We start from the raw sequence: 23681 nt of genomic DNA on the forward strand, positions 1-23681 counted from the left end.
CAACCGCGTCACCTGCCGGGATTGGTTCCAGCTCAGCCTGAAGGAAGGCTTCACCGTCTTCCGCGACCAGCAGTTTTCCGCCCACATCGGTTCCGCCGCGGTGAAGCGGATCGAAGGCGTCCGCCAGCTGCGCGCCAGCCAGTTCCCGGAAGACGAAGGCCCGCTGGCCCACCCAGTCCGCCCCGAAAGCTATGCGGAAATCTCCAACTTCTACACCGCGACCGTTTACGACAAGGGCGCAGAGCTGATCCGCATGATGGCGACACGGCTGGGGGCTGAGAGGTTCCGCGCCGCGACAGACCGCTATTTCGAGCGCAACGACGGCACCGCCGCAACGGTCGAGGATTTCCTGTCCGCCATGGCCGCCGAAGGCCTGGAAGCCGATCTCTTCCGCCGCTGGTACGAACAGCCGGGCACGCCACGCGTCACCGTAGACGCCAGCCATGATGCGCAGGCGGGCCGGCTGGACCTCGTGCTTCGTCAGGCGAACCCCAAGGCGCCCGGTGCGCCGCCATTGCCCATTCCCTTCCGCCTCGCTGCCTTTTCGGCCGACGGCCGCAGCCTCGCCCGGCACGACGACCTGCTGCTGACGGACGCCGAAACGCGCCTGTCGCTGGATGGCATCGCGGAACCGCCGATCCTGTCGCTGAACCGGGGCTTCGCCGCCCCCATCCTGGTTGAACCCGCCCCCGCGCGCGAAGACCTGCTGATCCTCGCCGCGCACGAGGACGACAGCTTCGCCCGCTACGAGGCGGTGCAGCAGCTGATGCTCTCCGCCCTCACCGCCTCGGCGGCAGGCGGCACGGCGGTCGGCCATGCAGACGTGATCAGGGCCGTGTCCGCCCTCCTCGGGCATGCAGGGGAGGATCCCGCCTTCGTCGCGGAAACGCTCCTCCTCCCCGGCGAGGCCCTGATCGGCGACAGGATGGCAACCGTCGATCCAGAGGCCATCCACGCCGCGCGCGAAGGCCTGCGCCGAAGCCTTCTCGGCGCCCTGCGCGAGCCGCTGTGGGAGGCCTGGCACAGCTGCGATGCAACGCCCGAAGATGGCCCGCGCGCCAAGGGCGCCCGCCGGCTGAGGGGCATCCTCCTGTCCCTGCTGCTGGCAGAGGATGATCATGAGGCGACCGCCGCGGCCTTCCTCCAGTTCACCGACGCCACCAACATGACAGACCGGATGTCGGCGCTGACCGCCCTCTCCCATTCGAACGCGGTCGAACGGATCGAGGCGCTGAAGCTGTTCGAACGCCGCTATGACGCGCTGCCCGAAGTGCTGGACAAGTGGTTCCTGGCCCAGGCCGCCTCCACCCGCCGCGACACCCGCGCCACCGTCGCACATCTGGCCACCCATCCCCGCTTCGACGCGCGCAATCCCAACCGTCTGCGTGCGCTGGTGCTGGGCTTCGCCATGAACCAGACGCGTTTCCACGACCGCGAGGGCGCGGGCTATGCCCTGCTCGCCGGCCATGTGCTGGCGGCAGACAGGATCAACCCGCAATCGGCCGCAAGGCTGGTGCAGCCGCTGGCGCGCTGGCGTCGGCTGGCAGAGCCATGGGGGCCGTTGATGAAGGCGGAACTGGACCGCATCGCCCGCACGCCGGGCCTTTCGAAGGATCTCACCGAAGTCGTGACGACGAGCCTCGCATGATGCGCAAACTTATCCTCGCCGCCCTCGTCGCGGCTGCGCCGCTGCCGCTCCTCGCGCAGCCCGCGCCTGCAATTGCTGCGCAGCAAACGCCCGCGCCGCTCAGCGAACTGGTCGCCCGGGTGGACATCCCCTACGAGCAGTTCACGCTGGCGAACGGCCTCCGGGTGATCGTCCACACCGACCGCAAGGCGCCCATCGTCTCGGTCAATGTCTGGTACCATGTCGGCTCGGTGGACGAACCCAAGGGCCGCTCGGGCTTTGCGCACCTGTTCGAGCACATCATGTTCCGCGGCTCGGAACACAGTCGGGTCGATCATTTCAAGCCGCTGGAGGAAGCGGGCGGCAGCCAGTTCAACGGCACCACCGATTTCAACCGCACCAACTATTTCCAGACCGTGCCCACCCCGGCGCTCGATCTCGCCCTCTTCCTCGAATCCGATCGCATGGGCTGGCTGCTGCCCGCCATCGACGAGAAGATCCTCGGCTCCGAACGGGAGATCGTGCTGAACGAGAAGCGCGACGGCGAAAACCAGCCGGGCGGGCTGATCTTCCCGGCGCTGCTGGCGGCGCTCTACCCCGCCGACCACCCCTATTCGATCCCCGCCATCGGGCGGGAGCCTGACCTGCGCGCCGCATCGGTCGAGGATGCGAAGCGCTGGTTCCAGACGCACTATGGCCCCAACAACGCCGTGCTGGTGCTGGCCGGCGACATCGACGCGAAGACGGCGCGACCGCTGGTGGAAAAATGGTTCGGCCAGATCCCGCCCGGCCCCACGCCGGCCCGCTTCGCAAGCCCGGTGCCGCCCCGCGACGGCCCCACGCGCCAGACCCTCACCGACAAGGTGGCGACGGTGCAGCTGCTTCGCGCCTGGCCGCTGCCGGGTCAGGACACGCCCGGCCTCGCGGCGCTCGAAGTCGGCCTCGCCACGCTCGGCGGCGGCCCCACCTCCCTTCTCTATGACCGCCGTCGGGGTCTCCGCCTCGGTCTATGGCTGGGAAGGCGCCAGCATCGCCCTGATCGGCGCGGATGTCCGCCCCGGCGTCGATCCCGCGGCCGTGGAGGAGCGAATCGACGAGCTTCTGGCCGAATGGAAGGCCGCCGGCCCCAGCCCGGAGGAACTGGCGCGGATCGCCACCCGCACCGTCAGCGGCACGATCCGCGGGCTGGAGCAGGTGGGTGGCTTCGGTGGCAAGGGACAGACGCTGGCGCAGGGCGCGGTGTTTGCCGGCAACCCGGCTGACTACAAGCGCCAGCTGGGCGAGATCGCGGCTGCCACGCCCGAATCAGTGAAGGCTGCCGCCGCCCGCTGGCTGACCGCGAACGACCACCGCATCACCCTGACGCCGGGCGAACGCAACCCGGCCCGGATCGACGACGCCCAGGCCGATCGGATCGTGGCCAGCCCGGCCCGCCCGCCCGCGCCCGGATTCCAGCCGCAGGGCCTTGCCGCCGATCGCAGCAAGGGCGCGCCCCCGGCAGGCGAGATCACCCGGCTCGCCACGCCCAAGGTAGAGCGCGCGACCCTGTCCAACGGGATGAAGGTGCAGTTCGTCGCCAACACCGCCGTCCCGGTGGTGCGCGTCCAGCTCGCGCTGGACGGCGGCGTCGCGGCCGACAGCCGCGAAAAGCCCGGCACGCAGCGGTTGATGCTGGGCCTGCTGCGCGAAGGCACGACCGGCGCGCTCGGCCGGCTCGACGGGCCGGAAATCGCGCGCAGGCTGGAACGGCTCGGCGCCAGCGTTTCGGCTTCCGCCGTGCTGGATCGCACGCGGATCAGCCTCAACGCTCTCACGCCCAACCTCGCCGCCTCGCTGCAACTGTTCGCCGATATCGTGCAGGCCCCGGCCTTCCCAGAAGACCAGCTGGAGCGCATCCGGGGGCAGGTGCTGGCAGACCTTGCCAATGAAGCGACGGAGCCGGGCGGCATCGCGCTGCGCGCCGCGCCGGCGCTGATCTACGGCCCGGATCACCCCTATGGGCAGAGCTTCAACGGCAATGGCACGCCCGAGGGCGTGAAGGCCGTGACCCGCGCCGATCTCGCCGCCTTCCATGCAGCCCTGCTGCAACCGGCGGACGCCACGCTGTTCGTGGTGGGGGACACAAGCCTTGCCGCCCTGCTGCCGCTGCTGGAACAGCAGTTCGGGCGGCTGAAGGCGGCCGCCGCGCCTCTGCCGGTCGCGAAGGCCGCCACGCCTGCCCCGCAGGCGGCGGGCCGGATCATCCTCTACGATCGCCCCGGCGCGCCGCAGGCCTTCATCCTGGCGGGCGCACCCCTGCCGTTGACCGGCCGCGACGACATCCTGCCCCTCACGCTCGCCAACGACGTCTTCGGCGGGCTGACGACCAGCCGCCTCAACCGCCTCCTGCGCGAGGAAAAGGGCTGGTCCTACGGCGCATCCTCCTCTGCCGCGCCCACGCGGGGGGCCATGCCCTTCCTGCTGACCGCCCCCGTCGATCGGGAACGGGCCGGGGAGTCGATCGCCGCCATCCGCGGCCTTCTCGCGGAATTCCACGGCAGCCGCCCGCCCGAAGCGGCAGAGGTGGATCGCGCCCGCGCCTCGTCGGTCCGCGGCCTCCCGGCCGAGTTCGAAACCGGCGGCGCGATGCTGGGGGCGCTGGAACGCTCCGTGGTGCTGGGCCGGCCCGATGATTATCTGGCGACGCTGCCGGCCCGGATCGACAATGTGCCGCTCGCCGCCGTGCGCGCGGCCCCGATCCCCGCCGCCGGCGACCTTGCCTTCATCGTCGTGGGCGACCGCGCCGCCATCGAACCGCAGCTGAAGGCGCTGGGCCTCCCCGTCGAATATCGCAGCCTCCCCTAAAGGCGCAGCTTGCCGCCTGCCCCTTCAGCCTGTGCATTGGCCGCCTGAAGGAGAGGATCATGGCCAGCAAGCTTTCGCGCGCCGATTTCGAAGCGGCGCTCGTCACCACCCATCTGCCGACGCTCGCCGTCTGCGTGGCGCAGGCGTCCGGCGACGATTCCCTGCTCGACCTCGCCACCCCGCTCTATGATTTCTGGGGCGACGGGATGGGCGATTTCCCGGAAGAGGTGCAGGCCCGCATCCGGGCAGAGGCGGATCGCGTGCTGTGGCCCATCATCACCGGCGCGGCGCAGCCCGCCGCCATTCCCAGCGATGCGCGCGTCAGCCGCATGATCAGCTGGATCGCCGGCGGCGAGGTTCCGGCCCATTACCTGCCCTTCCTGCTCGACGAACTCGCGCTCGACGGCGCGGACCGCAAGGCCCCTGCCCCCATCGAATCGCCGCGCCGTCTGACGGCGCTGATCGTGGGTGCCGGCATGTCGGGCCTGCTCGCCGCGCACCGGCTGCGGCAGGCGGGCGTCGATGTCACCATCATCGAGGCGAACGAGGATGTGGGCGGCACCTGGTTCCTGAACCGCTATCCCGGGGTCCGGGTGGACACGCCCAACCACCTCTACAGCTATTCCTTCGAACCGAACCACGACTGGCCCGAATTCTATAGTCAGGGCGAGGTTCTGCTGCACTATTTCCAGCGCTTCGCCACGCAGCACGGCCTGCGCGAACTCACCCGGTTCAACACCCGCGTCAACGCCGCCCGCTGGAACAATGCGCGCGGCAAGTGGCAGGTGGACACCTCCGCCGGCCCGATGGAGGCCGACATGCTGGTGTCCGCCGTCGGCCAGCTGAACGAACCGCGCTACCCCGACATTCCGGGCCTCGATAGCTTCGCCGGCCCGGCCTTCCATTCGGCCCGCTGGCGGCATGATGTGGATCTGAAGGGCAAGCGCGTGGCCGTCATCGGCACCGGCGCCTCGGCCTTCCAGTTCGTGCCGGAAATCGCCCCGCAGGTCGGCCATATGGAGGTGTTCCAGCGCACCCCGCCGTGGCTCGGCCCGACAGACAATTACCACGACCCGGTGCCGGACGCCTTCCAGTGGGCGGTGGAACATATCCCCAACTACGACAAATGGTACCGCTTCTGGCTGTTCTGGATGCTGACGGACGGGGTGCTGCCCAATGTCCGCGCGGAAGAGGGCTGGAACGGCCCCGAAGGCACGATCGGCGCGGCCAATGCCGAACTGCGCGCGGCGCTGGTGGAAAAGATCGGCGAGCAGGTCACCACCAAGCCGCACATCCTCGATCATGTGATCCCGAAATATCCCTTCGGCGGCAAGCGCTCCCTGCGCGACAACGGCGTCTGGCTGAAGGCGCTCCAGCGCGACAATGTCGATCTGGTGACCGACGGCATCGACCATGTCGAGCCGGACGCCATCGTCACTGCAGACGGCAAGCGCCACCCGGCCGATGTGCTGATCTATGGCACCGGCTTCCACGCCTCCGATTTCCTGCGCAGCTTCAAGGTGGAGGGGCTGGACGGCAAGGACCTGCACGAGACCTGGGCCGGCGATGCCCGCGCCTATCTCGGCATGATGGTGCCGGGCTTCCCCAATTTCTTCATGATCTACGGCCCCAACACCAATATCGTCGTCAACGGCTCCATCATCTTCTTCTCGGAATGTTCGGTGAACTACATCGCCGAGGCGGCGCGATTGATCGCAGCCGAGGGGCCGGTTACTGTCCGCGCCGACGTCCATGACGCCTTCAACGCGAAGGTGGATGCGGAGAATGCGAAGATGGCCTGGGGGCAGCAGGGCTTCACCAGCTGGTACAAGAACGCCAGCGGCCGCGTCAGTCAGAACTGGCCCTTCGCGCTGGTCGATTACTGGCAGGCGACCCGCGCGCCAGACCGGAAGGATCTGGAACCGGTGAAGCCCGGCGCGGCAAAGGCGGCCTGAGCCCGTGCGGCACGCAGCTCATCCGGAACCCCATGCGGCAGACCGGATCGGATGGCTGCGCGCCGCCGTGCTGGGCGCAAACGACGGAATCCTTTCAACCGCAGGCCTGGTGATCGGGGTTGCCGGTGCGGGCACCGGCCGGAGCGACATCCTGCTGGCCGGAATCGCCGGGCTGGTGGCGGGCGCGCTGTCGATGGCGGCGGGCGAATATGTCTCCGTCAGCTCCCAGAAAGACGCCGAGCAGGCGGACCTCAAACGGGAGACCGGGGAGCTGGCTTCCCAGCCGGAAAAGGAGCTGGAGGAACTGACCTCGATCTACATGGAGCGGGGTCTGGACCGCGAAACCGCCGAACGGGCGGCGGCGCAGGCGACCGCGCATGATGCGCTGGCCGCCCACGCCCGCGCCGAACTGGGCATCACATCCGAAACCGTCGCCCGCCCGCTTCAGGCGGCGCTGGCCTCGGCCGCCACCTTCTCGGCCGGCGCGCTGTTGCCGCTGGCGGCAGTGCAATTTGCCCCCCAGCCCCTGATCGCCGCCAGCATCGCCGTTTCCACCCTCTTGTCGCTCGCCCTCCTGGGCTGGCTGGGCGCCTGGGCAGGGAAGGCGCCTGCCGGCCGCGCGGTGCTGCGCGTCAGCTTCTGGGGCGCCGTCGCCATGGCCGTCACCTATGCGATCGGCAAGCTGGCGGGTACGGCTGTCTGACAGCGGGATCGGGCTGTCCGGCCCGGACGCCTCCACCCGCGCCGCATCCGGACAGGCCTATCCCGGCAAGCCGTCCATCAGGTCCTCAAAGAACAGGCTCACCAGCGATGCGCGCGAATTCACGCCGGCCTTTGCATAAACCTGCGCAAGCTGCGCCCTGACGGTTCCCGGCGCGGCATCCCGAAGCCTCGCGATCTCGTTGCTGTCGAACCCCTTCAGCGCGAACAGCGCGACATCGCGTTCCGCAGCCGTCAGCCCCCATTGCGCAAATCGCTTCCCGACCACCACGGAAAGCGCGCCCGACGCGACGGCAAGCGCCTCTCGATGCCGCTCCGCTTCGGCGAGAAGCCGCCGCAATTCCATCGCCCCGAACACAACGCCAGCCAGCAGGGCCAATGCCGCGACGCCCTCGGTCAGCACATGCAGCCCGATGCCGTCGGCGCGGACATCGGCAATGACATCTCCGATGAAGAAGGCTGCGGCCACCGCCTGCATGGCAACGATAGTGGCGACGGCCTGCGTCCGCAGCGTCGGGCGATTGCGCGAACTCCTATCCACTTCGTCCGATCATCCTTCCGACAACCCCGAATCCGGCGCGAACGGTTTCCATCAGCACGCCCAGCAGATGCAGGATGATCAAACCATAGAGAAGAGTCACGGCACCTTTGTGCAGCTCCTCGACCCACTCGCCCGCTTCGGACGGCGGCCTGCCGGCGCGATCATCGGCCGTGCGCCCCTCGTCCTCATCGTCCCCGACCTCGTCGCCATCCTCGCCGTCCACCGCCCGGAGCGGGGCGGCTTCAGCCCCCTCCGCCACGATCCCCGCCTGCGGCGAAGCCGTGCCCAGGGTCGCCGACGGAGTCGCGGGCGGAAAGCCGCTCATTGAAAAGCCGGTCACCGCAACAACCGACAATGTGCCCCAGATCGCATAGGCCATCAGCGCACCCAGCCCATTGTGGCTTCGGTGCGCCTCGCGTCGCCCTGCCCGGATATCCCGGATGTGCGCGATGGCCAGGCTGGGGCTGGGCGGAAAGGCCGAAAAGCGCGCCTCTCGCGGCCCGATCACGCCCCAGATCAGCCGAAGGCCCAGCATCCCCGCCATCGCAGTCCCGATCCAGACATGCCATGCGCCGCCCTCTTCGGTGAAGGCTGCGTTCGCCAGCACCGCAGCCGCAATGCCCCAGTGCGTCAATCGCACCAGCGGATCCCATGATCCGGTCCTCTTGCTCCTGTCGTCCGTCATGTCGCGCTCCTTGCCGATCCGGCCCGGATTGCGACCCACGCGGCGAAACCGCCACCCGACAGGCGCTGGAAGGGCCGGCATAAGCGCCTGCAGAGGCAGCAAACGAAAAAGGGCGGGGTTTCCCCCGCCCTCTCCGTCTGCTCCGGTCGAGCCGGATCAGAATTTCGTGCGCAGCGTCAGGCCGAAGGTGCGCGGCTCCGCCAGGAAGCTGCCGAACAGCGTCGTCGCCGGGGTGCCGTTGGCGGCGGTCTGCGCAATGCTGCCGGATCCCTGCAACGGCGCGTTGAACGCCACCTGCTGATACTGGGCGTTGAACAGGTTCTGCGCCCAGGCCTCCACCTGCCACTTGCGGTCGTTGCCGTTCAGCCCCAGCCGCGCGTTCACCACGAACACCGATTGCTGGCGCTTTTCGGGGAACAGGTCGGAACCGGTGTTCACCTCGGATTGCAGGCGATAGTCGAGATAGACCAGCGCCCCCAGATCGTCGGTCACGGCCGGCGTCCAGGTCAGCGCAGCCGTGTGCACCAGCTTCGGCGCGTTCGACATCTGCTGGCCGGGAATGTTCGCCAGCGTCGGCGCCAGCGGACGCCCGCCCGCGCCCACCAGATTCTGGCGATACTGGCTCTCGGCATAGGTCAGGCCCAGGTTCACCGAAACGTCCGGCGCGGGGAAAATCAGGCCTTCCACTTCCACCCCGGTAGAGGTGACGCCGCCCTTCACCCGGTCGGCGGCGCAGGCACCGGTTGCGGCGCTGTTGTCCTGATCCGCCCCGTTCAGGTCGTCGCGGCAGGCCTGGATGTTTTCCACCACGAAGTTGGTGCCGTTGAAGGTGTTCAGCTGGAACTGGTCATAGACGGCGCGGAACGCCGCCACGTTCAGCTGCACGCTGCGCAGGTCCAGCTTGGCGCCGATTTCCATGCTCTTCACCGTTTCCGGTTCGAACTTCAGCTGGTCCAGATCCGGCGCGGCCGCGTTCAGCGACGACCGGTCGAGATTGAAGCCGCCCGCCTTGTAGCCCAGCGAGTAGCTGGCATAGGTCATCAGCTCCTCGATCGGCTTCCAGCTCAGCACCACGGTGCCGGTCCACTCGTCCTCGGTCTTGGAGGCGCTGTCAGAGAGCGTCAGCGGGTTGATCACGCAGGGCATCGCCGCAAGGCCCGCGAACGCCGGGTTGGCGGCGATCGCCGCGCACAGCGTGTTGTTGCCGACAAGATCGACGTCCAGCGTCTTCTTCTCGTTGGTATAGCGCGCGCCCACCGTCAGCTGCAGCGTGTCGGGCACGAGATCGAACACATTGTGCGTGAAGATGGCGAAGTTCCGGCTGCTCTGGGCATAGCGGTCCTCCACGATGCCACGGCCGTTCAGCGTGTCGCCCGGGCGGCCCACGGCGGTCGCCACTGCGTCATAGCCATATTGCCCCGGCACGGCGAAGCCGCCCCAGATCGCGACCGGCGTGCGCAGCGCTGCCGGCAGCAGCGGGTTGGTCACGATGGACGCTGCAACCGCGCTGTTCACGCAGCCGTTCGACGTGGGCGAAAGCAGGCCGTTGATGCCGATCGACGCCGCCGTGTTCGAAAGCCCGTTGGCGACGATGCAGTTGGCATAGCGCATATAGTCCTGACCATATTTCAGGTCGTCGCTCATGTTCAGCCGCTCATGCGCGTAATAGCCGCCCACCAGCCAGTCCAGCCGATCGTCGAACGCACGGCCGTTCAGCCGCAGTTCCTGGCTGAAGGTGCGGAAGCGCCGCACCTGGTTGTCGCGATAGAGGATGTCGAGGTTGTTGAAGTCGCCGTCCTGGCTCGCGGACACCTTCCAGTCGCGATAGCCGGTGATGGCGGTGAGGTCGCCAAAGCCAAGGTTCCAGTTCACCTCGGCGGAAAGGCCCCAGTCCGACACGTCGGACCGGTGGCTGCGCCCCGGCGTGATGGAGGTTTCGCGCGCAAAGGTGTCATCCGAAACCACGCCGCCAAGCCCGCGGATGATGTTCACGATGGGGTTGTTCGGCGTCGTCTGCACATTGCCCTGCGCATCGCGGAAGGCCGTGCGGAACGGCAGATAGGTGTTGGCGCAGCATTCTTCCGCGCGCTTCGCATAGTCGCCCGTCACCCGGATCTCGAGATCGTCATTCGGCGTGAACAGCAGCTGCCCGCGCAGCAGCCAGCGGTCGCGGTCGTTCACCGTGCGCCCGGAAATCACGTCGGTCAGATAGCCGTCGCGGCGCGTGAACACGCCGTCCAGGCGATAGGCGAGCTTGTCCTCGATCAGCGGGCCGGTGATGCCGCCCGCCAGACGCCAGTAATCGTAATTGCCATAGGTGACTTCGGCGCTGCCCTCGGTTTCGAACTTGGGCTTCGCCGTCACGATGTTGATGAGGCCGGCGGACGCGTTGCGGCCGAACAGCGTGCCCTGCGGCCCGCGCAGCACCTCGATCCGCTCCACCGCGCCCAGTTCCGTCAGGCCCACGCCCGACCGGCTGCGATAGACGCCGTCGATGAACACCGCGACCGAGGCTTCGAGGCCGGGGTTGTCGCCCACGGTGCCGATGCCGCGGATCCGCGCCACGCCCGCACCCGCTTCCGAAGAGGTGGAGCTGACGAGAAGCGACGGGCTGATCTGGTTCAGCTGGCGGATGTCGGTCGCGCCCGAATTCTGCAGGCTTTCCGCCGTCACCGCGCTCACCGCGATCGGCACGTCGCTCAGCGCCTGCGCGCGCTTGGTGGCGGTGATGATGATGTCGCCGCCGTCCATCGCGCTGTCGGGCTCGGCCGTCTGCCCATCCTGGGCATGGGACGGAATGGCGCACAGCATCGCAGCGGATGCGAGAAGGATCGAACGCATGCTATCTCCCAAGGAATTCGGATTTCGAACTTCGGATGGCCGGCGAAACTGGCCGCCCGGCCCTTATTGACCGGCCAGCTAGTCGCCCGCCTCCGTCCGTTCAACCTTTGCTGCGCCGCACAACGCCGGTTTGCCGTGCTGATGTGGCAAAAGCGTCACAATTCACCCCGGCGAACGCGGTTCCATGGCGGTTCGCCACGGCCCGGACCACGCCATGCTCTCACCCCGGCCGCCTCTTGGCAACGGCCGCCGCCTTCCCTAGCGACAGGGCAGAGGGAGACATTCGCAAATGGCAAGACTGAAGGGCAAGATCGCGCTCGTCACCGGGGCGGCATCGGGGCTGGGGCTCAGGATGGCGCAGCGCTTCGCGGGCGAAGGCGCGCGCGTGCTGCTCACGGACGTCAACGGCCCGGGCGCAGTCGCGGCGGCCGCCGAAATCGGCCCGGATGCGGCGGGCTTCGCCCATGATGTCACCAGCGAAGCGCAATGGATCGCAGCCATCGCGGAAGCGAAGCGCCTGTTCGGCGGGCTTCACATCCTCGTCAACAACGCCGGCATCGGCACCCCCGGCAGCGTGGAGGACACCAGCCTCGAAAGCTGGCGGCATGTCCATGCGATCGATCTCGACGGCGTGTTCCTGGGCTGCAAGCACGCGATCCCGCTGATCCGCGAAACCACCCGCGCCGACGGCGGCCGGGGCTCCATCCTCAACATCTCGTCGATCGCGGGCGTCATCGCCTCGGGCCGGATGGCCGCCTACAACAGCGCCAAGGCAGGCGTGCGCCACCTCACGAAATCGGTCGCCCTCCACTGCGCGTCCAAAAAGGACGCGATCACCTGCAACTCCATCCACCCCACCTTCATGGACACCCCAATCCTCGACAATTTCCAGGCCGCCGGTGTCACCAAAGAGGATGTGAAGGCGAAGCTGGGCCGGCAGGTGCCGCTCGGCATCATCGGCGATCCGGACGATGTCGCCTGGGGCGCCGTCTATCTCGTCTCGGATGAGGCCCGCTTCGTGACGGGGGCGGAACTGTTCATCGACGGCGGCATTTCGGCCATGTAGTCCGCGCGGGCATAGGCGCGCCCCCGCTTCACCACCGTCTCGATGCTGCGGATGTTGGCGATGTCCGCCAGCGGATCCTTCGCCAGCACCACGAAGTCCGCGAGCTTGCCGGGCTCCAGGCTGCCGCGCTCGGCCGCCTGCCCGGCGGCCACCGCCCCCATCAGCGTGGCCGCCCGGATCACCGCCAGCGGCGGCATGCCCACATCGCGCGCCAGGAAGAACAGCTCTTCATGCACTTCCGGCCAGGGATCGCCCGCAGGCAGGGTGAAATCGGTGCCGGTGGAAATCGGCACGCCCATCGCATGCGCCTGCCGGGTCAGCGCGATCACCGCCTTGCCGGTGCAGCGCAGCGGCTTCGCCTTCGGGTCCGCCCGGCGCGGCGCCTCCTCCCGCACGAACAGGCTGCCCGTCGCATCCACCAGCGTGCCCTTCGCCAGCATGGCGCGGAACAGGCCCGCCATTACCGGGTCGTCGGGCGTCAACCGCCGTTCGTCCACGGGCGTCCGGTCCTCGTAAGACGGGTGGATGCCAGGCTCCGCCTGATAGCCGAGGTAGCAGATGTGGCTGACGCTGTCGGCCCCGGCGGCGATCCCGTCCGCAGGCCGGGCCGGAAAGATAGCGCTGTGCGCCCACAGCATCACGCCCTGCCGGTGCGCCTCTGCCGTCAAGGCTGCAACCAGATGCGGCGGCAAGTTGGCATAGGCCTTGATCGCCGCGGCCCCGGTGCCGCGCACCAGCGCGACGGCAGTTTTCAGGTCGGTCGCGTCGTCGATCGCCTGCATCCAGGGGGCGGTGCCGGGCTTCCAGCCCCGGCTGGCAGCCGCCACCCGCGGGTCCGCGAAAAAGCCCGGGCCCGCCATCAGCGCGGCATAGCGGATATCGGGCGCGGGAATTTCCCCCTGCTCCGCCGCCCGCGCCAGCTCCGCCACCGGGCGCACATCGTCGGCCATGCTGCGCACCAGCGTGACCCCGCCAAACAGGTTCCGCCGCAACAGGGCTTCGACCTTCGGACGGTCGGGCGGCGTCGCCAGATGCACATGGCTGTCGACAAGGCCGGGGATCAGGGTGCGGCCCGTCAGGTCCACCCGCGTCGCGCCGGCGGCGTCCAGGCTGCCGCGCGGCCCGGTCGCCACGATCCGTTCGCCCTTCACCAGCAGGTCCTGGTCCGCCCTGGGCGGTGCGCCGGTGCCATCGATCAGCGTGGCCCCGGAATAGAGCGTGAGGGCGGCGTCGTCAGCCGCCGCCGGGGCGGCGATCAGCAACAGGGCAAGAAGGAAGCGCTTCATCCCCCCGGCATAGAAAGCGGGAGGGCGCCGCACAACGCCCTCCCGCCCTCTCGTCTTGCGGATTCGCCTAGTCGTCGATGTTGCGCCGGAAGGTTTCCGGCAGGAACAGCAGGCCGATCACGAAGGTCAGCGCCGCCACCCCGATCGGATACCACAGGCCGAAGGTGATATCCCCGCTGGCCGCCACCATGGCGAAGGCGATTGTCGGCAGGAACCCGCCGAACCAGCCATTGCCGATGTGATAGGGCAGCGACATCGCCGAGTAGCGGATGCGGGTGGGGAACAGCTCCACCAGCAGCGCGGCGATCGGGCCATAGACCATCGTCACATAGAGGACGAGGATCGTCAGGATCAGCACCACCATCGGCTTGTTCACGGCGGCTGGGTCAGCCTTCGCCGGATAGCCGGCCGCCTTCAGCGCGGCCTTCGCCTCATCCGCGAACGCCGTGATCGCCGCCTTGCGGTCGTCGCCGGCCAGCAGCGACGGATCGCCCATGGAGAGCGCCTGCCCGCCGATGGAAATCGTCGCGCCCTTCCCCGTGCCCGGCGCTTCCACATTGGCATAGGAAATGCCGTTCTTGGCAAGGAAGCTCTTGGCGACGTCGCAGCCGGTGGTGTCGAACTTGTTCTTGCCCACCGGATCGAACTGCACCGAACAATGCGCAGGGTCGGCCGTCACCGTCACCGGCGCGGTCACCCGGGCCTGCGCCATGGCCGGGTTGGCATAGCGCTCCAGCGCGTTGAACAGCGGGAAATAGGTGGCGGCCGCCAGCAGCAGGCCCGCCAGGATGATGGGCTTGCGCCCGATCCTGTCAGACAGCCAGCCGAACACCACGAAGAAGGGCGTCGCGATGGCCAGCGCGATGGCGATCAGCACATTGGTCGTCGCGCCGTCCACGCCCATCATCTTCTCAAGGTAGAACAGCGCATAGAATTGCCCGGTGTACCACACGACCGCCTGGCCGGTGACGGCGCCGAACAGCGCGATCAGCACCACCTTCAGGTTCGCCCACTGGCCGAAGGCCTCCGTCAGCGGCTTCTTCGACGTCGTGCCCTCCTCCTTCATCTTCTTGAAGACGGGGCTTTCCTCCAGCTGCATGCGGATCCACAGCGAAACGCCCAGCAGCAGAACGGAAACCAGGAACGGCACGCGCCAGCCCCAGTCCTTGAAGGCGTCCTCGCCCACGATCAGCCGGGTGCCGATCACCACCAGCAGCGCCAGGAACAGGCCCAGCGTCGCGGTGGTCTGGATGAAGCTGGTATAAAGGCCGCGCTTGGTGTTGGGCGCATGCTCGGCCACATAGGTCGCCGCCCCGCCATATTCGCCGCCCAGCGCCAGCCCTTGCGCCATGCGCAGCAGCACCAGCAGGATGGGCGCGGCCACGCCGATCGCGGCATAGCTGGGCAGGATACCCACGGAAAATGTGGCGATGCCCATCAGCCCCATGGTGACAAGGAAGGTGTATTTCCGCCCCACCATGTCGCCCAGCCGGCCGAACACCAGCGCCCCGAACGGCCGCACCGCGAAGCCCGCCGCAAAGGCCGCAAGGGCAAAGATGAAGCCGGTCGTCTCGTTCACGCCCGAAAAGAACTGGGCGGTGATGATCGTGGCCAGCAGGCCATAAAGGTAGAAATCATACCATTCGAACACGGTGCCCAGCGAAGAGGCAAGGATCACCTTCTTCTCGCTCTGGGTCGCCTCGTGATGCTTGGGCAAGCCCACCGCCCCGAGGGCGGCTTCTCCTGTTGGCGGTGTCATTTCGCTCTCCCTCTCAACTCATCTCATCAGAAGCTGTACTTCGCGGCAAGCTCGAACCGGTCCAGCCGGCCGCGCGCGCCGGACATGATCTCGCGCTCGCCGTGGCGATATTCGATCCCCACATCCAGCGCCTTCACCGGGGTCCAGAACAGGTTGCCGGCCACGCTCCACGCGGCCTTGTTCGCCGCCGCCGGGATCAGCACATCGGGGTAGTCCACGTCCTGGAAGCTCGCCATGAAGGTGGACCGCACCGTCGGCGTCCAGCCCAGCTTTACCGCGGCAAAGCCCGCCAGCGTGTCCACCGTCCGCAGGTCGGCGCCCGCCAGCACCGCGTCGGGCGCAAAGTTCAGGCCCAGATAATGGCCGATCCCCTGCCCCCAGGTCAGCATGAAGCGGATGTCGTGGCGGCCATCCGGCCCGAACGGGATCTTCCCCGCGCCCGAAAGGCCGAAGCCCAGCTGGTTCTCGCGGTCGCCCGCGTCGTTCACCACCCGCACATCATGCATCACGCCGGCCAGCGAAAGTTCCGCCTTGCCGGGCTTCAGCGTCAGCTTGGCCGTCAAATCCGGCATGGCGTCGTCGTCATTCTCGATCAGCGCGGCAGACGCGCTGGTGATCGTCGCGGATTCGGGATTTTCCACCGCCACCGCCAGCTGCGCCACGGGCGACAGGTTCGCGGTATAGCGCAGCATCGGCTGCCGCACGAACACGCTGCCCTCCGTCGGGCCGATGAAGTCCGTCGTTTCCGGCAGGGCCGCGACATTCTGGAAGGTGGACCAGTCCTGCCCCAGCAGCAGCTGGCCGGACTTGCCCGTCAGGGTGAAGAAGGCGCGGCGCAGCGCGGGGTTGTAGCCGTTGGTGGTGCGTTCAGACCCCTGCGCGCCCTGCGCCGTCTGGAAGTCGATCTCGGCATAGACGGCGGCAACCCGCTCGCCCACCGGCGTGGTTCCACCCAGCCAGAAGCGGCTCTGCTTCACATGCATGTTGGTGTGGGTCGTCGCCTCGCCGCCCACCGGGATCTGCTGCGGCAGGTAGAAATCCTTCAGCAGCTGTCCCGCCGCGGTAGTGCCCGCGGAATAGCGCGAAACGGCCGACCACAGCTTCACATAGCCGCCGATCTTCAGGGTCGTCCCGCCCGAACGGAAGCCGTCGGGCGCGGGCTTCGCTGCCTTCTCCTCCAGCGCCGCAACCCGTGTTTCCAATGCCGGCGCCGGCGCGGCCTGCACGTTCGCGGCGGTCGCCGTTGCTGCACCCCCTGCTGCACCTTTTGCTGCCGCAAGCTCTGCCTTCAGCCGGCCGATCTCGGCCTCCATCGCCGTCAGGCGGCGCTCGATATCAGCCGTGGACTGGCCTGTGGACTGGGCGGCGGCCGGCGCGGTCAAGGCGCTTGCGGCCAGCAGCGCCAGGAAAAGATGGCGTGGCGTCATCGGAATGTCTCCCTGCCCGCCGGTCTCCCCACCGGCTTTCGGGCAGCCTTGATCATCGCGCCCGGCCGGCATCCGGAAACAGCCCGCCAAAGGTCGTGTCAGACCAAAGTCCTGAATCCCGACCAATGTCGGGGCTCCCCCGCCGGGCCGATTGCCGCTAGCCTGATGCCAACTTGCCGGATGTGCGCCGTGGGAGTCGGCGCCCCGCCACTGGGAGGATTGGGTGATGAGCGAACATGTCTATCCCGTGCCCGCGGAATGGGCCCGGCGCGCCAAGATCGACAAGGCGCGCTACCAGGAGCTCTACCGCGAAAGCCTCGACAACCCCGACGCCTTCTGGCGCCGCGAGGCGCAGCGGCTGGACTGGTCGAAGCCCTTCACCAGGGTGTCGGACTGGAGCTACGACGAAGCCAGCTTCGGCATCAAATGGTTCGAGGACGGGCAGCTCAACGTCGCCACCAACTGCGTGGACCGCCACCTTGCCGAACGCGGCGACCAGCCGGCCATCATCTGGGAACCCGATTCGCCGGGTGAAGGCCGCATCCTCAGCTACCGCCAGCTGCACGAGGCCGTCTGCCGCCTCGCCAACGGCCTGAAGTCTCTGGGCGTCCGCAAGGGCGACCGGGTGACCATCTACCTGCCGATGATCCCGGAAGCGGCCGTCTCCATGCTGGCCTGCGCCCGCATCGGCGCGATCCATTCGGTGGTGTTCGGTGGCTTCTCGCCAGATTCCATCGCGAACCGGGTGCAGGATTGCGATTCAAAGCTGATCATCACCGCCGACGAAGGCCTGCGCGGCGGCAAGATCGTGCCGCTGAAAGCCAATGTCGATGAAGCGCTCACGCATTGCAGCTCGGTCGAGAAGGTCGTGGTCGTCGCCCCCCCCCGCGCCGGCGGCGGGGTGGCGGGAGGCCGCGGCCATTGGTTCGGGGCACGCGTCCCCCCCCCCACGCCCGACTGCCCGGCAGAGGTGCAGGATGCGGAAGACCCTCTGTTTATCCTCTACACCTCCGGCTCCACCGGCAAGCCCAAGGGCGTGCTGCACACCACCGGCGGCTACCTCACCTGGGCGTCGATGACGCACGACTATGTGTTCGATTACCGCCCCGGAGAGATCTTCTGGTGCGCCGCCGACGTGGGCTGGGTGACGGGCCACTCCTATGTCGTCTATGGCGCGCTCGCCAACGGCGCGACCACGTTGATGTATGAAGGGGTGCCCAACTTCCCCGATTTCAGCCGCTTCTGGCAGATCATCGACAAATATCAGGTGCAGATCTTCTATGCCGCGCCCACCGCGCTGCGCGCCCTGATGCGCGAAGGCGATGACTGGGTGACAAGGACCAGCCGCGCTTCGCTGCGCCTGCTGGGCACCGTGGGCGAACCGATCAACCCCGAGGCCTGGGAATGGTATCACCGCGTCGTCGGTGAAGGCCGCTGCCCCATCGTCGATACCTGGTGGCAGACGGAAACGGGCGCAGCCATGATCACCCCGCTGCCCGGCGCGACAGACCTGAAGCCCGGCTCCGCCAGCTTCCCCATGTTCGGCGTCGAACCGCAACTGGTGGATGGCGACGGCAAGGTTCTGGAGGGGGCGACAGAGGGCAACCTCGTCCTCACCCGCAGCTGGCCCGGCCAGATGCGGACGGTGTGGGGCGATCACCGCCGCTTCTTCGAAACCTATTTCACCACCTACCGCGGCAAATATTTCACCGGCGACGGCTGCCGCCGCGACGCCGACGGCTATTACTGGATCACCGGCCGGGTGGACGACGTCATCAACGTCTCAGGTCACCGCATGGGGACAGCAGAGGTGGAAAGCGCGCTCGTCGCCCATGCCAAGGTCGCCGAAGCCGCCGTCGTCGGCTATCCGCACGATCTGAAGGGCCAGGGCATCTATGCCTATGTCACGCTGAACGCGAACGACGAACCCTCCGAAGCGCTGCGCCGCGAGTTGGTGCAGTGGGTGCGCAAGGAAATCGGCCCCATCGCCACGCCCGACGTGATCCAGTTCGCGCCGGGCCTGCCGAAGACGCGGTCCGGCAAGATCATGCGCCGCATCCTGCGCAAGATCGCGGAAAACGACGTGTCGAACCTGGGCGACACCACCACGCTCGCCGATCCGTCGGTGGTCGCGGACCTTGTTGCCAACAGGGCAGGGGCCGCCGATAAGGCGGCATGACCTATGTCGTCATCGCGGATGACCACCCCATGTTCCGCGCGGCCCTCCGGGTCGCGGTGCAGGGGGTGGCCCCGTCAGCCCTGATCCGGGAGGCAGGCACTCTCGATCAGGCGCTGGAAGCGGTGCGGGCGGACCCGGCGCCGGATCTCATCCTGCTCGACCTGCGCATGCCCGGCGCCGAAGGCTGTTCCGGCGTCGCCATGGTGCATGCCGAACGGCCCGACGCGCCGATCCTGGTGATTTCCGCCGCAGACCCCCGCTCGGCCGCGCCGCAGGCCCGCGCCTGGGGCGCGATCGGCTTCCTCTCCAAATCGGCGGACCTCCCCGCGATCGAGGCGGCCGTCGCCCGGGCGCTCAACGGCGAAGTCGATCCGCTTCCCCAGCCCGATGCCGCCGAAGCCGAGCTTCAGGACATGGCCGCCCGCATCGCCAGCCTCACCCCCACCCAGCTGAAGGTGCTGCTGGGGGTGCTGAAGGGCAAGCTGAACAAGCAGATCGCGTTCGAGCTCGACATCTCGGAAGCGACGGTGAAGGGCCATATGACAGCGCTGATGCGCAAGATGAACGTGATGAACCGAACACAGGCCGTGCTGGCCGCGCAGGCGCTGCAACTGGATCACCCCGCCTGATCGTTGCCCCTAGCGCCGCACGGTCGCGGCCCCCTGCTGGAACAGCATCTGCTTCTGCGCCTCCGTCGGCTCCGGCACCTTGAACGCCGGCCCGTCGCCCACGGCATAGGCACGCACCGTCGCCGGCCGTTCCGCGATCGCCGTCACCCAGCGCTGCAGGTTGGGCATCGGCGTGTCGGCCAGCAGCGGCGCGCCCAGCTTCGCCCAGGGGAAGGCCGCCATGTCGGCGATGGAATAATCCGCCCCGGCCAGGAATTCCCGGTCCGCCAGCCGCTTGTCCATCACCGCCAGCAGCCGGGCGGATTCGTTGGAATAGCGCTCGATCCCATAGGGGATCTTCTCGGGCGCATAGTTCCGGAAATGATTTGCCTGCCCCATCATCGGCCCCAGCCCCGCCATCTGCCAGAACAGCCATTGCAGCACCTCGGCCCGCTTCTGGGCCTGGCTTGCCGGGGCGATGAAGGCGCCATGCTTGTCCGCCAGATAAAGCAGGATCGCGCCCGACTCGAACAAATGCACGCCGTCGGCCAGATCCTCCAGCGCCGGCATCCGGTTGTTGGGGGCGATCGCCAGGAACTCCGGCCGGAACTGGTCGCCGGCCCGGATGTTCACCGGCACGATCTCATAGGGCAGGCCCATCTCCTCCAGGAACAGCGTCACCTTGTGCCCGTTCGGCGTCGGCCAGTAATGCAGGCGGTACATGCGTCTATCTCCCCAAAGAGGTGCAATTCCCTTCCAACCGTTCTAGCGGTGTTTTGTGTCCGCCGCGCCCCAGAAACTGCCTTCGAACCACTTCGTGCTGGTGTTCGCAGCGCTGCTCGTCACGGCGGCGGGCAACACGGCGCTGCAATCCGTGCTTCCCGTGATCGGCCGCGAAATCCGCATCCCGGACATGGCGATTGCCGTCATCTTCTCGCTCTCGGCCCTGTTCTGGACGTTCAGCGCCCCCTATTGGGCCCGCCAGTCAGACCGGCGCGGCCGCCGCCGGCTGATGCAGCTGGGCGTCGCCGGCTTCGGCATTTCCATGCTGCTGTGCGCAACCGTGATCCTGCTGGGCATCAAGGGCATCCTCGCCCCGCTCGTCACCTTCGCGCTGTTCACCATCGCCCGCGGCCTGTTCGGCATCTTCGGCTCGGCCGCCAATCCGGCGGCGCAGGCCTATGTGGCCGCCCGCACCTCGCCCGCCGAACGCACCGCGTCGCTCGCCGTGCTGGCCTCCGCCTTCGGGCTCGGCACCATCCTCGGCCCCGCGATCGCCCCCATCTTCATCCTTCCCTGGGTGGAACTGTCCGGCCCGATGTTCGCCTTCGCGCTGATCGCGTTGGGCGTCGTCATCTGGCTGCAGGTCGGCCTGCCGGATGATGCGCCCAGCGGGGACGAGGCGGACGGCGGCGGAGCGGAAGCCTCCATGCCCTCCATCGGCGGGATGCCGACAGGGGCGACGGCGATGGCGGCCGAGGAAACCACCTCCACCGGCCGGCGGGAACGGATGCGGGTGACGGATCCGCGCATCAAGCCCTTCATGATCTTCGGTTTCGCCGCAGGCTCGCTTCAGGCGGCCACGGGGCAGGCCATCGGCTTCTTCATCATGGATCGCGTCGCGGGCGGCTCCGGGCTGCACGCCACGCAGCTGATCTCCATCGCTTTCATGGCGGGGGCCGGCGCGACGCTGCTGGCGCAGTGGGGCATCATCCGCCTGCTCGATCTCTCGCCCTCGCAGCTGATGCGCTGGGGCACGCTGATCGCGGCGGTGGGCACGCTGGGCATCGCCTTCGCGCCGAATTTCCACGCCCTCGTCCTCGCCTTCGCGATCTGCTCGGCGGGGTTCGGCTTTGCCCGGCCGGGCTTCACCGCGGGCTCGTCGCTCGCCGTCGCGCGGCACGAACAGGGCGGCGTCGCCGGCGCGGTGACGGCGGTGAACGGCGCCTGCTTCATCCTCGCCCCCGCGGTCGGCATCGGGCTCTACGAACTGAAACCCGAACTGCCCTATTGGCTCAGCGCGCTGGGCCTGCTGGTGCTTGCTACCTATGCCTGGCGAAACCGCCTGCTCAGGCAGAGCGCGGTGGACATCGGCTGAACGTCAGCCGCACACCGGGCATTGCGGATCCTTGCGCACGCGCACGGTGCGGCTTTCCACCCCCAATGCCTCATGCAGCCACAATGTGCCGATCCGGCTCTCACCGAATCCGGCGATCAGCCGCAGCACCTCCAGCGCCTGCGCCGCGCCGATCAGGCCCGCCACCGCGCCCAGCACGCCGATGTCAGCGCAGCTGGTGCCCGGCACATCCTGGGGCAGCCCGGCGAAACAGGCATAGCAGGGCTGGTCCGGCAGATGCCCCGCAAACACCCCCAGCTGGCCTTCGAACGGCCCGATCGCGGCCGAAACCAGCGGGATGCCCAGCCTGACCGCCGCGCGGTTCACCTCGCTGCGGGTGCGGAAATTGTCGCAGCCGTCCGCGATCACGTCATGCTGGGACAGCAGGAATTCCGCCGTCTCCGCCGTCAGCCGGGTGCGGATCGGCTCGATCACCACCTGCGGGTTCAGCGCGTGCAGCCGCTCGGCGGCGGCCTCCACCTTGGGGCGGCCGATGTCGGCCGTCGAAAACAAGGTCTGCCGCTGCAGGTTCGACAGGCTCACGACATCATCGTCGATGATGGTCAGCTGCCCCACGCCCGCCGCTGCCAGATATTGCAGGCAGGGGCTGCCCAGCCCGCCCGCCCCGATCACCGCAACCGTCGCAGCGCGGAAGCGCCGCTGGCCCTCGCCGCCCACCTCCTTCAGCACGATGTGCCGCTGGTACCGGTCCAGCTCCGCGTCGGACAGCATCAATGCCGGCCTGTCGAGCCGAAGCCACCCTCGCCGCGCGCCGTCTCGTCCAGCGTCGCCACCTCGGCCCATCCGGCCCGCACATAGGGGGCCAGCACCAGCTGGGCGATCCGCATCCCGCGCGTCACGGTGAAACTGCTGTCCCCCAGATTCGCCAGGATGATCTTCACTTCGCCGCGATAGTCGCTGTCGATCGTGCCGGGCGCGTTCAGCACCGCCAGCCCGTCGCGCAGCGCCAGGCCGGATCGCGCCCGCACCTGCAGTTCATGCCCCGCCGGAACCGCCATCATCAGCCCCGTCGGGATCGCTTCACGCGCCCCGGGCAACAGCACGAAATCCACCTCCACGGCAGCCAGCACGTCCATGCCCGCCGCACCCGCCGTCGCATAGGCCGGCAGGTCCAGATCGGCCGCATGCGGCATCCGCACCACGCGAACCTCAGCCATTCAATCTCTCCGCGATATGCGCCGCCAGCCGCCGGGCCAATTCGTCCTTCGGCCCTTCGGGCAGCGTCTCCACCCCGGCCGCGCTCACCAGATGCACCAGGTTCCGGTCGCCGCCCATCACGTCGCCGGACACGTCATTGGCGACGATCAGGTCCGCCCCCTTCTTCGCCAGCTTGGCCTGCGCATGGGCGATCAGGTCATGGGTTTCCGCCGCAAAGCCCACCACCAGCTTCGGCCGGCGCGCATGGCGCGACAGGCCGGCCAGGATGTCGGGATTCTCCGTCAACGCCAGCGCAGGCGGCCCCGCCGTCCCCTTCTTGATCTTCACCGGCGCGGCATCCACCGCCCAGTCCGCGACGGCGGCCACCATCACGGCGGCGTCCGCCGGCAGCGCGGCCTCCACGGCCGCCGCCATTTCGCGCGCGGTTTCCACATCCACCCGCTTCACCCCCGGCGGCGTCGGCAGGGCCACCGGCCCCGCCACCAGCGTCACGCGCGCGCCCAGCGCCGCCAGCGCCCCCGCCAGCGCAAAGCCCTGCTTCCCCGACGAGCGGTTGGCGATATAGCGCACCGGATCGATCGGCTCATGCGTCGGCCCGGCCGTCACCAGCAGGTGACGTCCCTTCAGCGGCCCGTTCGCGAGCTGCGCGGCGATCGCCGCCAGGATCTGCGGCACCTCCGGCAGGCGGCCCGGCCCGAATTCGCCGCAGGCCATCGGCCCCACATCCGGCTCCATCACCGTCACGCCGCGCCCGCGCAGGGCGGCCACATTGGCGACGGTCGCGGCATGCGCCCACATCCGCACGTTCATCGCGGGCGCCACCAGCACGGGCGTATCGGTCGCCAGCA

The 23681-nt window shown here is 68.4% G+C and carries 19 protein-coding genes; 9 read left to right on the forward strand and 10 right to left on the reverse strand.

The window, feature by feature from the left end; genetic code table 11:
• The 5 genes from ACE3O8_RS06975 to ACE3O8_RS06995 form a co-directional block, all read left to right on the forward strand.
• Nucleotides 1-1648: DUF3458 domain-containing protein (locus tag ACE3O8_RS06975; RefSeq protein ID WP_374388163.1), on the forward strand; the 1648-nt coding region annotated here is incomplete at its 5' end.
• Entirely contained in the window at nt 1645-2889 is a 1245-nt protein-coding gene (locus tag ACE3O8_RS06980) for a M16 family metallopeptidase (RefSeq protein WP_374388165.1), read from the forward strand. The genes ACE3O8_RS06975 and ACE3O8_RS06980, both read left to right, overlap by 4 nt.
• A 295-nt stretch (nt 2890-3184) precedes the next feature.
• Nucleotides 3185-4471, forward strand: coding sequence for a M16 family metallopeptidase (locus ACE3O8_RS06985; protein ID WP_374388199.1), 1287 nt, complete (start codon nt 3185-3187; stop codon nt 4469-4471).
• A gap of 59 nt (nt 4472-4530) precedes the next feature.
• On the forward strand, nt 4531-6426 hold the full coding sequence (locus tag ACE3O8_RS06990; RefSeq protein WP_374388167.1) for an FAD-dependent oxidoreductase: 1896 nt from the start codon (nt 4531-4533) through the stop codon (nt 6424-6426).
• Between the two features lie 4 nt (nt 6427-6430).
• Complete coding sequence (locus ACE3O8_RS06995) at nt 6431-7129, forward strand: VIT family protein (protein ID WP_374388169.1); 699 nt, start codon at nt 6431-6433, stop codon at nt 7127-7129.
• Nucleotides 7130-7186: 57 nt separating this feature from the next.
• Here ACE3O8_RS06995 and ACE3O8_RS07000 read toward each other — a convergent pair whose 3' ends face one another.
• The 3 genes from ACE3O8_RS07000 to ACE3O8_RS07010 all read right to left on the reverse strand — a co-directional run bounded on the left by ACE3O8_RS07000 (nt 7187) and on the right by ACE3O8_RS07010 (nt 11213).
• Nucleotides 7187-7687 (reverse strand): helix-turn-helix transcriptional regulator, encoded by a 501-nt coding sequence (locus tag ACE3O8_RS07000; RefSeq protein ID WP_374388171.1) that lies wholly within the window; start codon nt 7685-7687, stop codon nt 7187-7189.
• On the reverse strand, nt 7680-8372 hold the full coding sequence (locus ACE3O8_RS07005; protein WP_374388173.1) for a cytochrome b/b6 domain-containing protein: 693 nt from the start codon (nt 8370-8372) through the stop codon (nt 7680-7682). Before ACE3O8_RS07005 ends, ACE3O8_RS07000 begins: the two co-directional genes overlap by 8 nt.
• Nucleotides 8373-8528: 156 nt before the next feature.
• Entirely contained in the window at nt 8529-11213 is a 2685-nt protein-coding gene (locus ACE3O8_RS07010; RefSeq protein ID WP_374388175.1) for a TonB-dependent receptor, read from the reverse strand.
• A gap of 289 nt (nt 11214-11502) precedes the next feature.
• Here ACE3O8_RS07010 and ACE3O8_RS07015 point away from each other — a divergent pair, with 289 nt between their 5' ends.
• Nucleotides 11503-12279 (forward strand): SDR family oxidoreductase, encoded by a 777-nt coding sequence (locus tag ACE3O8_RS07015; RefSeq protein WP_374388177.1) that lies wholly within the window; start codon nt 11503-11505, stop codon nt 12277-12279.
• Here the strand turns inward: ACE3O8_RS07015 and ACE3O8_RS07020 are convergent.
• The 3 genes from ACE3O8_RS07020 to ACE3O8_RS07030 all read right to left on the reverse strand — a co-directional run bounded on the left by ACE3O8_RS07020 (nt 12204) and on the right by ACE3O8_RS07030 (nt 16751).
• Complete coding sequence (locus ACE3O8_RS07020) at nt 12204-13565, reverse strand: amidohydrolase family protein (protein WP_374388179.1); 1362 nt, start codon at nt 13563-13565, stop codon at nt 12204-12206. The two genes, ACE3O8_RS07015 and ACE3O8_RS07020, sit on opposite strands and share 76 nt — an antisense overlap.
• A 67-nt stretch (nt 13566-13632) precedes the next feature.
• Nucleotides 13633-15324, reverse strand: coding sequence for an MFS transporter (locus tag ACE3O8_RS07025; protein WP_374388181.1), 1692 nt, complete (start codon nt 15322-15324; stop codon nt 13633-13635).
• Nucleotides 15325-15350: 26 nt separating this feature from the next.
• Nucleotides 15351-16751: a DcaP family trimeric outer membrane transporter gene (locus ACE3O8_RS07030; protein WP_374388183.1), complete on the reverse strand. Its 1401-nt coding sequence runs from the start codon at nt 16749-16751 to the stop codon at nt 15351-15353.
• Between the two features lie 226 nt (nt 16752-16977).
• Here ACE3O8_RS07030 and acs point away from each other — a divergent pair, with 226 nt between their 5' ends.
• Nucleotides 16978-18930, forward strand: coding sequence for an acetate--CoA ligase (gene acs, locus ACE3O8_RS07035; protein WP_374388185.1), 1953 nt, complete (start codon nt 16978-16980; stop codon nt 18928-18930).
• A complete protein-coding gene (locus ACE3O8_RS07040; protein WP_374388187.1) occupies nt 18927-19559 on the forward strand; it encodes a response regulator transcription factor in 633 nt (210 codons plus the stop codon). The genes acs and ACE3O8_RS07040 overlap by 4 nt, the downstream gene beginning before the upstream one ends.
• A 9-nt stretch (nt 19560-19568) precedes the next feature.
• On the opposite strand, the gene ACE3O8_RS07045 is transcribed toward ACE3O8_RS07040, so the two are convergent.
• Nucleotides 19569-20261: a glutathione S-transferase family protein gene (locus ACE3O8_RS07045; protein ID WP_374388189.1), complete on the reverse strand. Its 693-nt coding sequence runs from the start codon at nt 20259-20261 to the stop codon at nt 19569-19571.
• Nucleotides 20262-20316: 55 nt separating this feature from the next.
• On the opposite strand from ACE3O8_RS07045, the gene ACE3O8_RS07050 reads away from it, so the two are divergent.
• The gene (locus ACE3O8_RS07050; RefSeq protein ID WP_374388191.1) at nt 20317-21636 is read left to right on the forward strand and encodes an MFS transporter; all 1320 of its coding nucleotides are present in this window, start codon (nt 20317-20319) and stop codon (nt 21634-21636) included.
• Nucleotides 21637-21639: 3 nt separating this feature from the next.
• Here the strand turns inward: ACE3O8_RS07050 and ACE3O8_RS07055 are convergent, their stop codons facing one another.
• The 3 genes from ACE3O8_RS07055 to coaBC form a co-directional block, all read right to left on the reverse strand.
• The gene (locus tag ACE3O8_RS07055) at nt 21640-22389 is read right to left on the reverse strand and encodes a ThiF family adenylyltransferase (RefSeq protein ID WP_374388193.1); all 750 of its coding nucleotides are present in this window, start codon (nt 22387-22389) and stop codon (nt 21640-21642) included.
• Nucleotides 22386-22832 carry a dUTP diphosphatase gene (dut, locus tag ACE3O8_RS07060; protein ID WP_374388195.1) on the reverse strand — a complete coding sequence of 149 codons (447 nt, stop codon included), beginning with the start codon at nt 22830-22832 and terminating at the stop codon, nt 22386-22388. Before dut ends, ACE3O8_RS07055 begins: the two co-directional genes overlap by 4 nt.
• A partial coding sequence (gene coaBC, locus ACE3O8_RS07065) for a bifunctional phosphopantothenoylcysteine decarboxylase/phosphopantothenate--cysteine ligase CoaBC (protein ID WP_374388197.1) occupies nt 22825-23681 on the reverse strand: 857 nt, incomplete at its 5' end. The genes dut and coaBC, both read right to left, overlap by 8 nt.

The sequence above is a fragment of the Sandaracinobacter sp. genome, assembly GCF_041909755.1.
Classification (GTDB): domain Bacteria; phylum Pseudomonadota; class Alphaproteobacteria; order Sphingomonadales; family Sphingomonadaceae; genus Sandaracinobacteroides.

What these genes read in the sequence shown, in the direction of transcription:
- ACE3O8_RS06980 (WP_374388165.1), top strand. Translation starts at nt 1,645, where the DNA reads ATGATGCGCAAACTTATCCTCGCCGCCCTCGTCGCGGCTGCGCCGCTG.
- ACE3O8_RS06985 (WP_374388199.1), top strand. Translation starts at nt 3,185, where the DNA reads ATGAAGGTGCAGTTCGTCGCCAACACCGCCGTCCCGGTGGTGCGCGTC.
- ACE3O8_RS06990 (WP_374388167.1), top strand. Translation starts at nt 4,531, where the DNA reads ATGGCCAGCAAGCTTTCGCGCGCCGATTTCGAAGCGGCGCTCGTCACC.
- ACE3O8_RS07005 (WP_374388173.1), bottom strand. Translation starts at nt 8,372, where the DNA reads ATGACGGACGACAGGAGCAAGAGGACCGGATCATGGGATCCGCTGGTG.
- ACE3O8_RS07010 (WP_374388175.1), bottom strand. Translation starts at nt 11,213, where the DNA reads ATGCGTTCGATCCTTCTCGCATCCGCTGCGATGCTGTGCGCCATTCCG.
- ACE3O8_RS07015 (WP_374388177.1), top strand. Translation starts at nt 11,503, where the DNA reads ATGGCAAGACTGAAGGGCAAGATCGCGCTCGTCACCGGGGCGGCATCG.
- ACE3O8_RS07020 (WP_374388179.1), bottom strand. Translation starts at nt 13,565, where the DNA reads ATGAAGCGCTTCCTTCTTGCCCTGTTGCTGATCGCCGCCCCGGCGGCG.
- ACE3O8_RS07025 (WP_374388181.1), bottom strand. Translation starts at nt 15,324, where the DNA reads ATGACACCGCCAACAGGAGAAGCCGCCCTCGGGGCGGTGGGCTTGCCC.
- ACE3O8_RS07030 (WP_374388183.1), bottom strand. Translation starts at nt 16,751, where the DNA reads ATGACGCCACGCCATCTTTTCCTGGCGCTGCTGGCCGCAAGCGCCTTG.
- acs (WP_374388185.1), top strand. Translation starts at nt 16,978, where the DNA reads ATGAGCGAACATGTCTATCCCGTGCCCGCGGAATGGGCCCGGCGCGCC.
- ACE3O8_RS07040 (WP_374388187.1), top strand. Translation starts at nt 18,927, where the DNA reads ATGACCTATGTCGTCATCGCGGATGACCACCCCATGTTCCGCGCGGCC.
- ACE3O8_RS07045 (WP_374388189.1), bottom strand. Translation starts at nt 20,261, where the DNA reads ATGTACCGCCTGCATTACTGGCCGACGCCGAACGGGCACAAGGTGACG.
- dut (WP_374388195.1), bottom strand. Translation starts at nt 22,832, where the DNA reads ATGGCTGAGGTTCGCGTGGTGCGGATGCCGCATGCGGCCGATCTGGAC.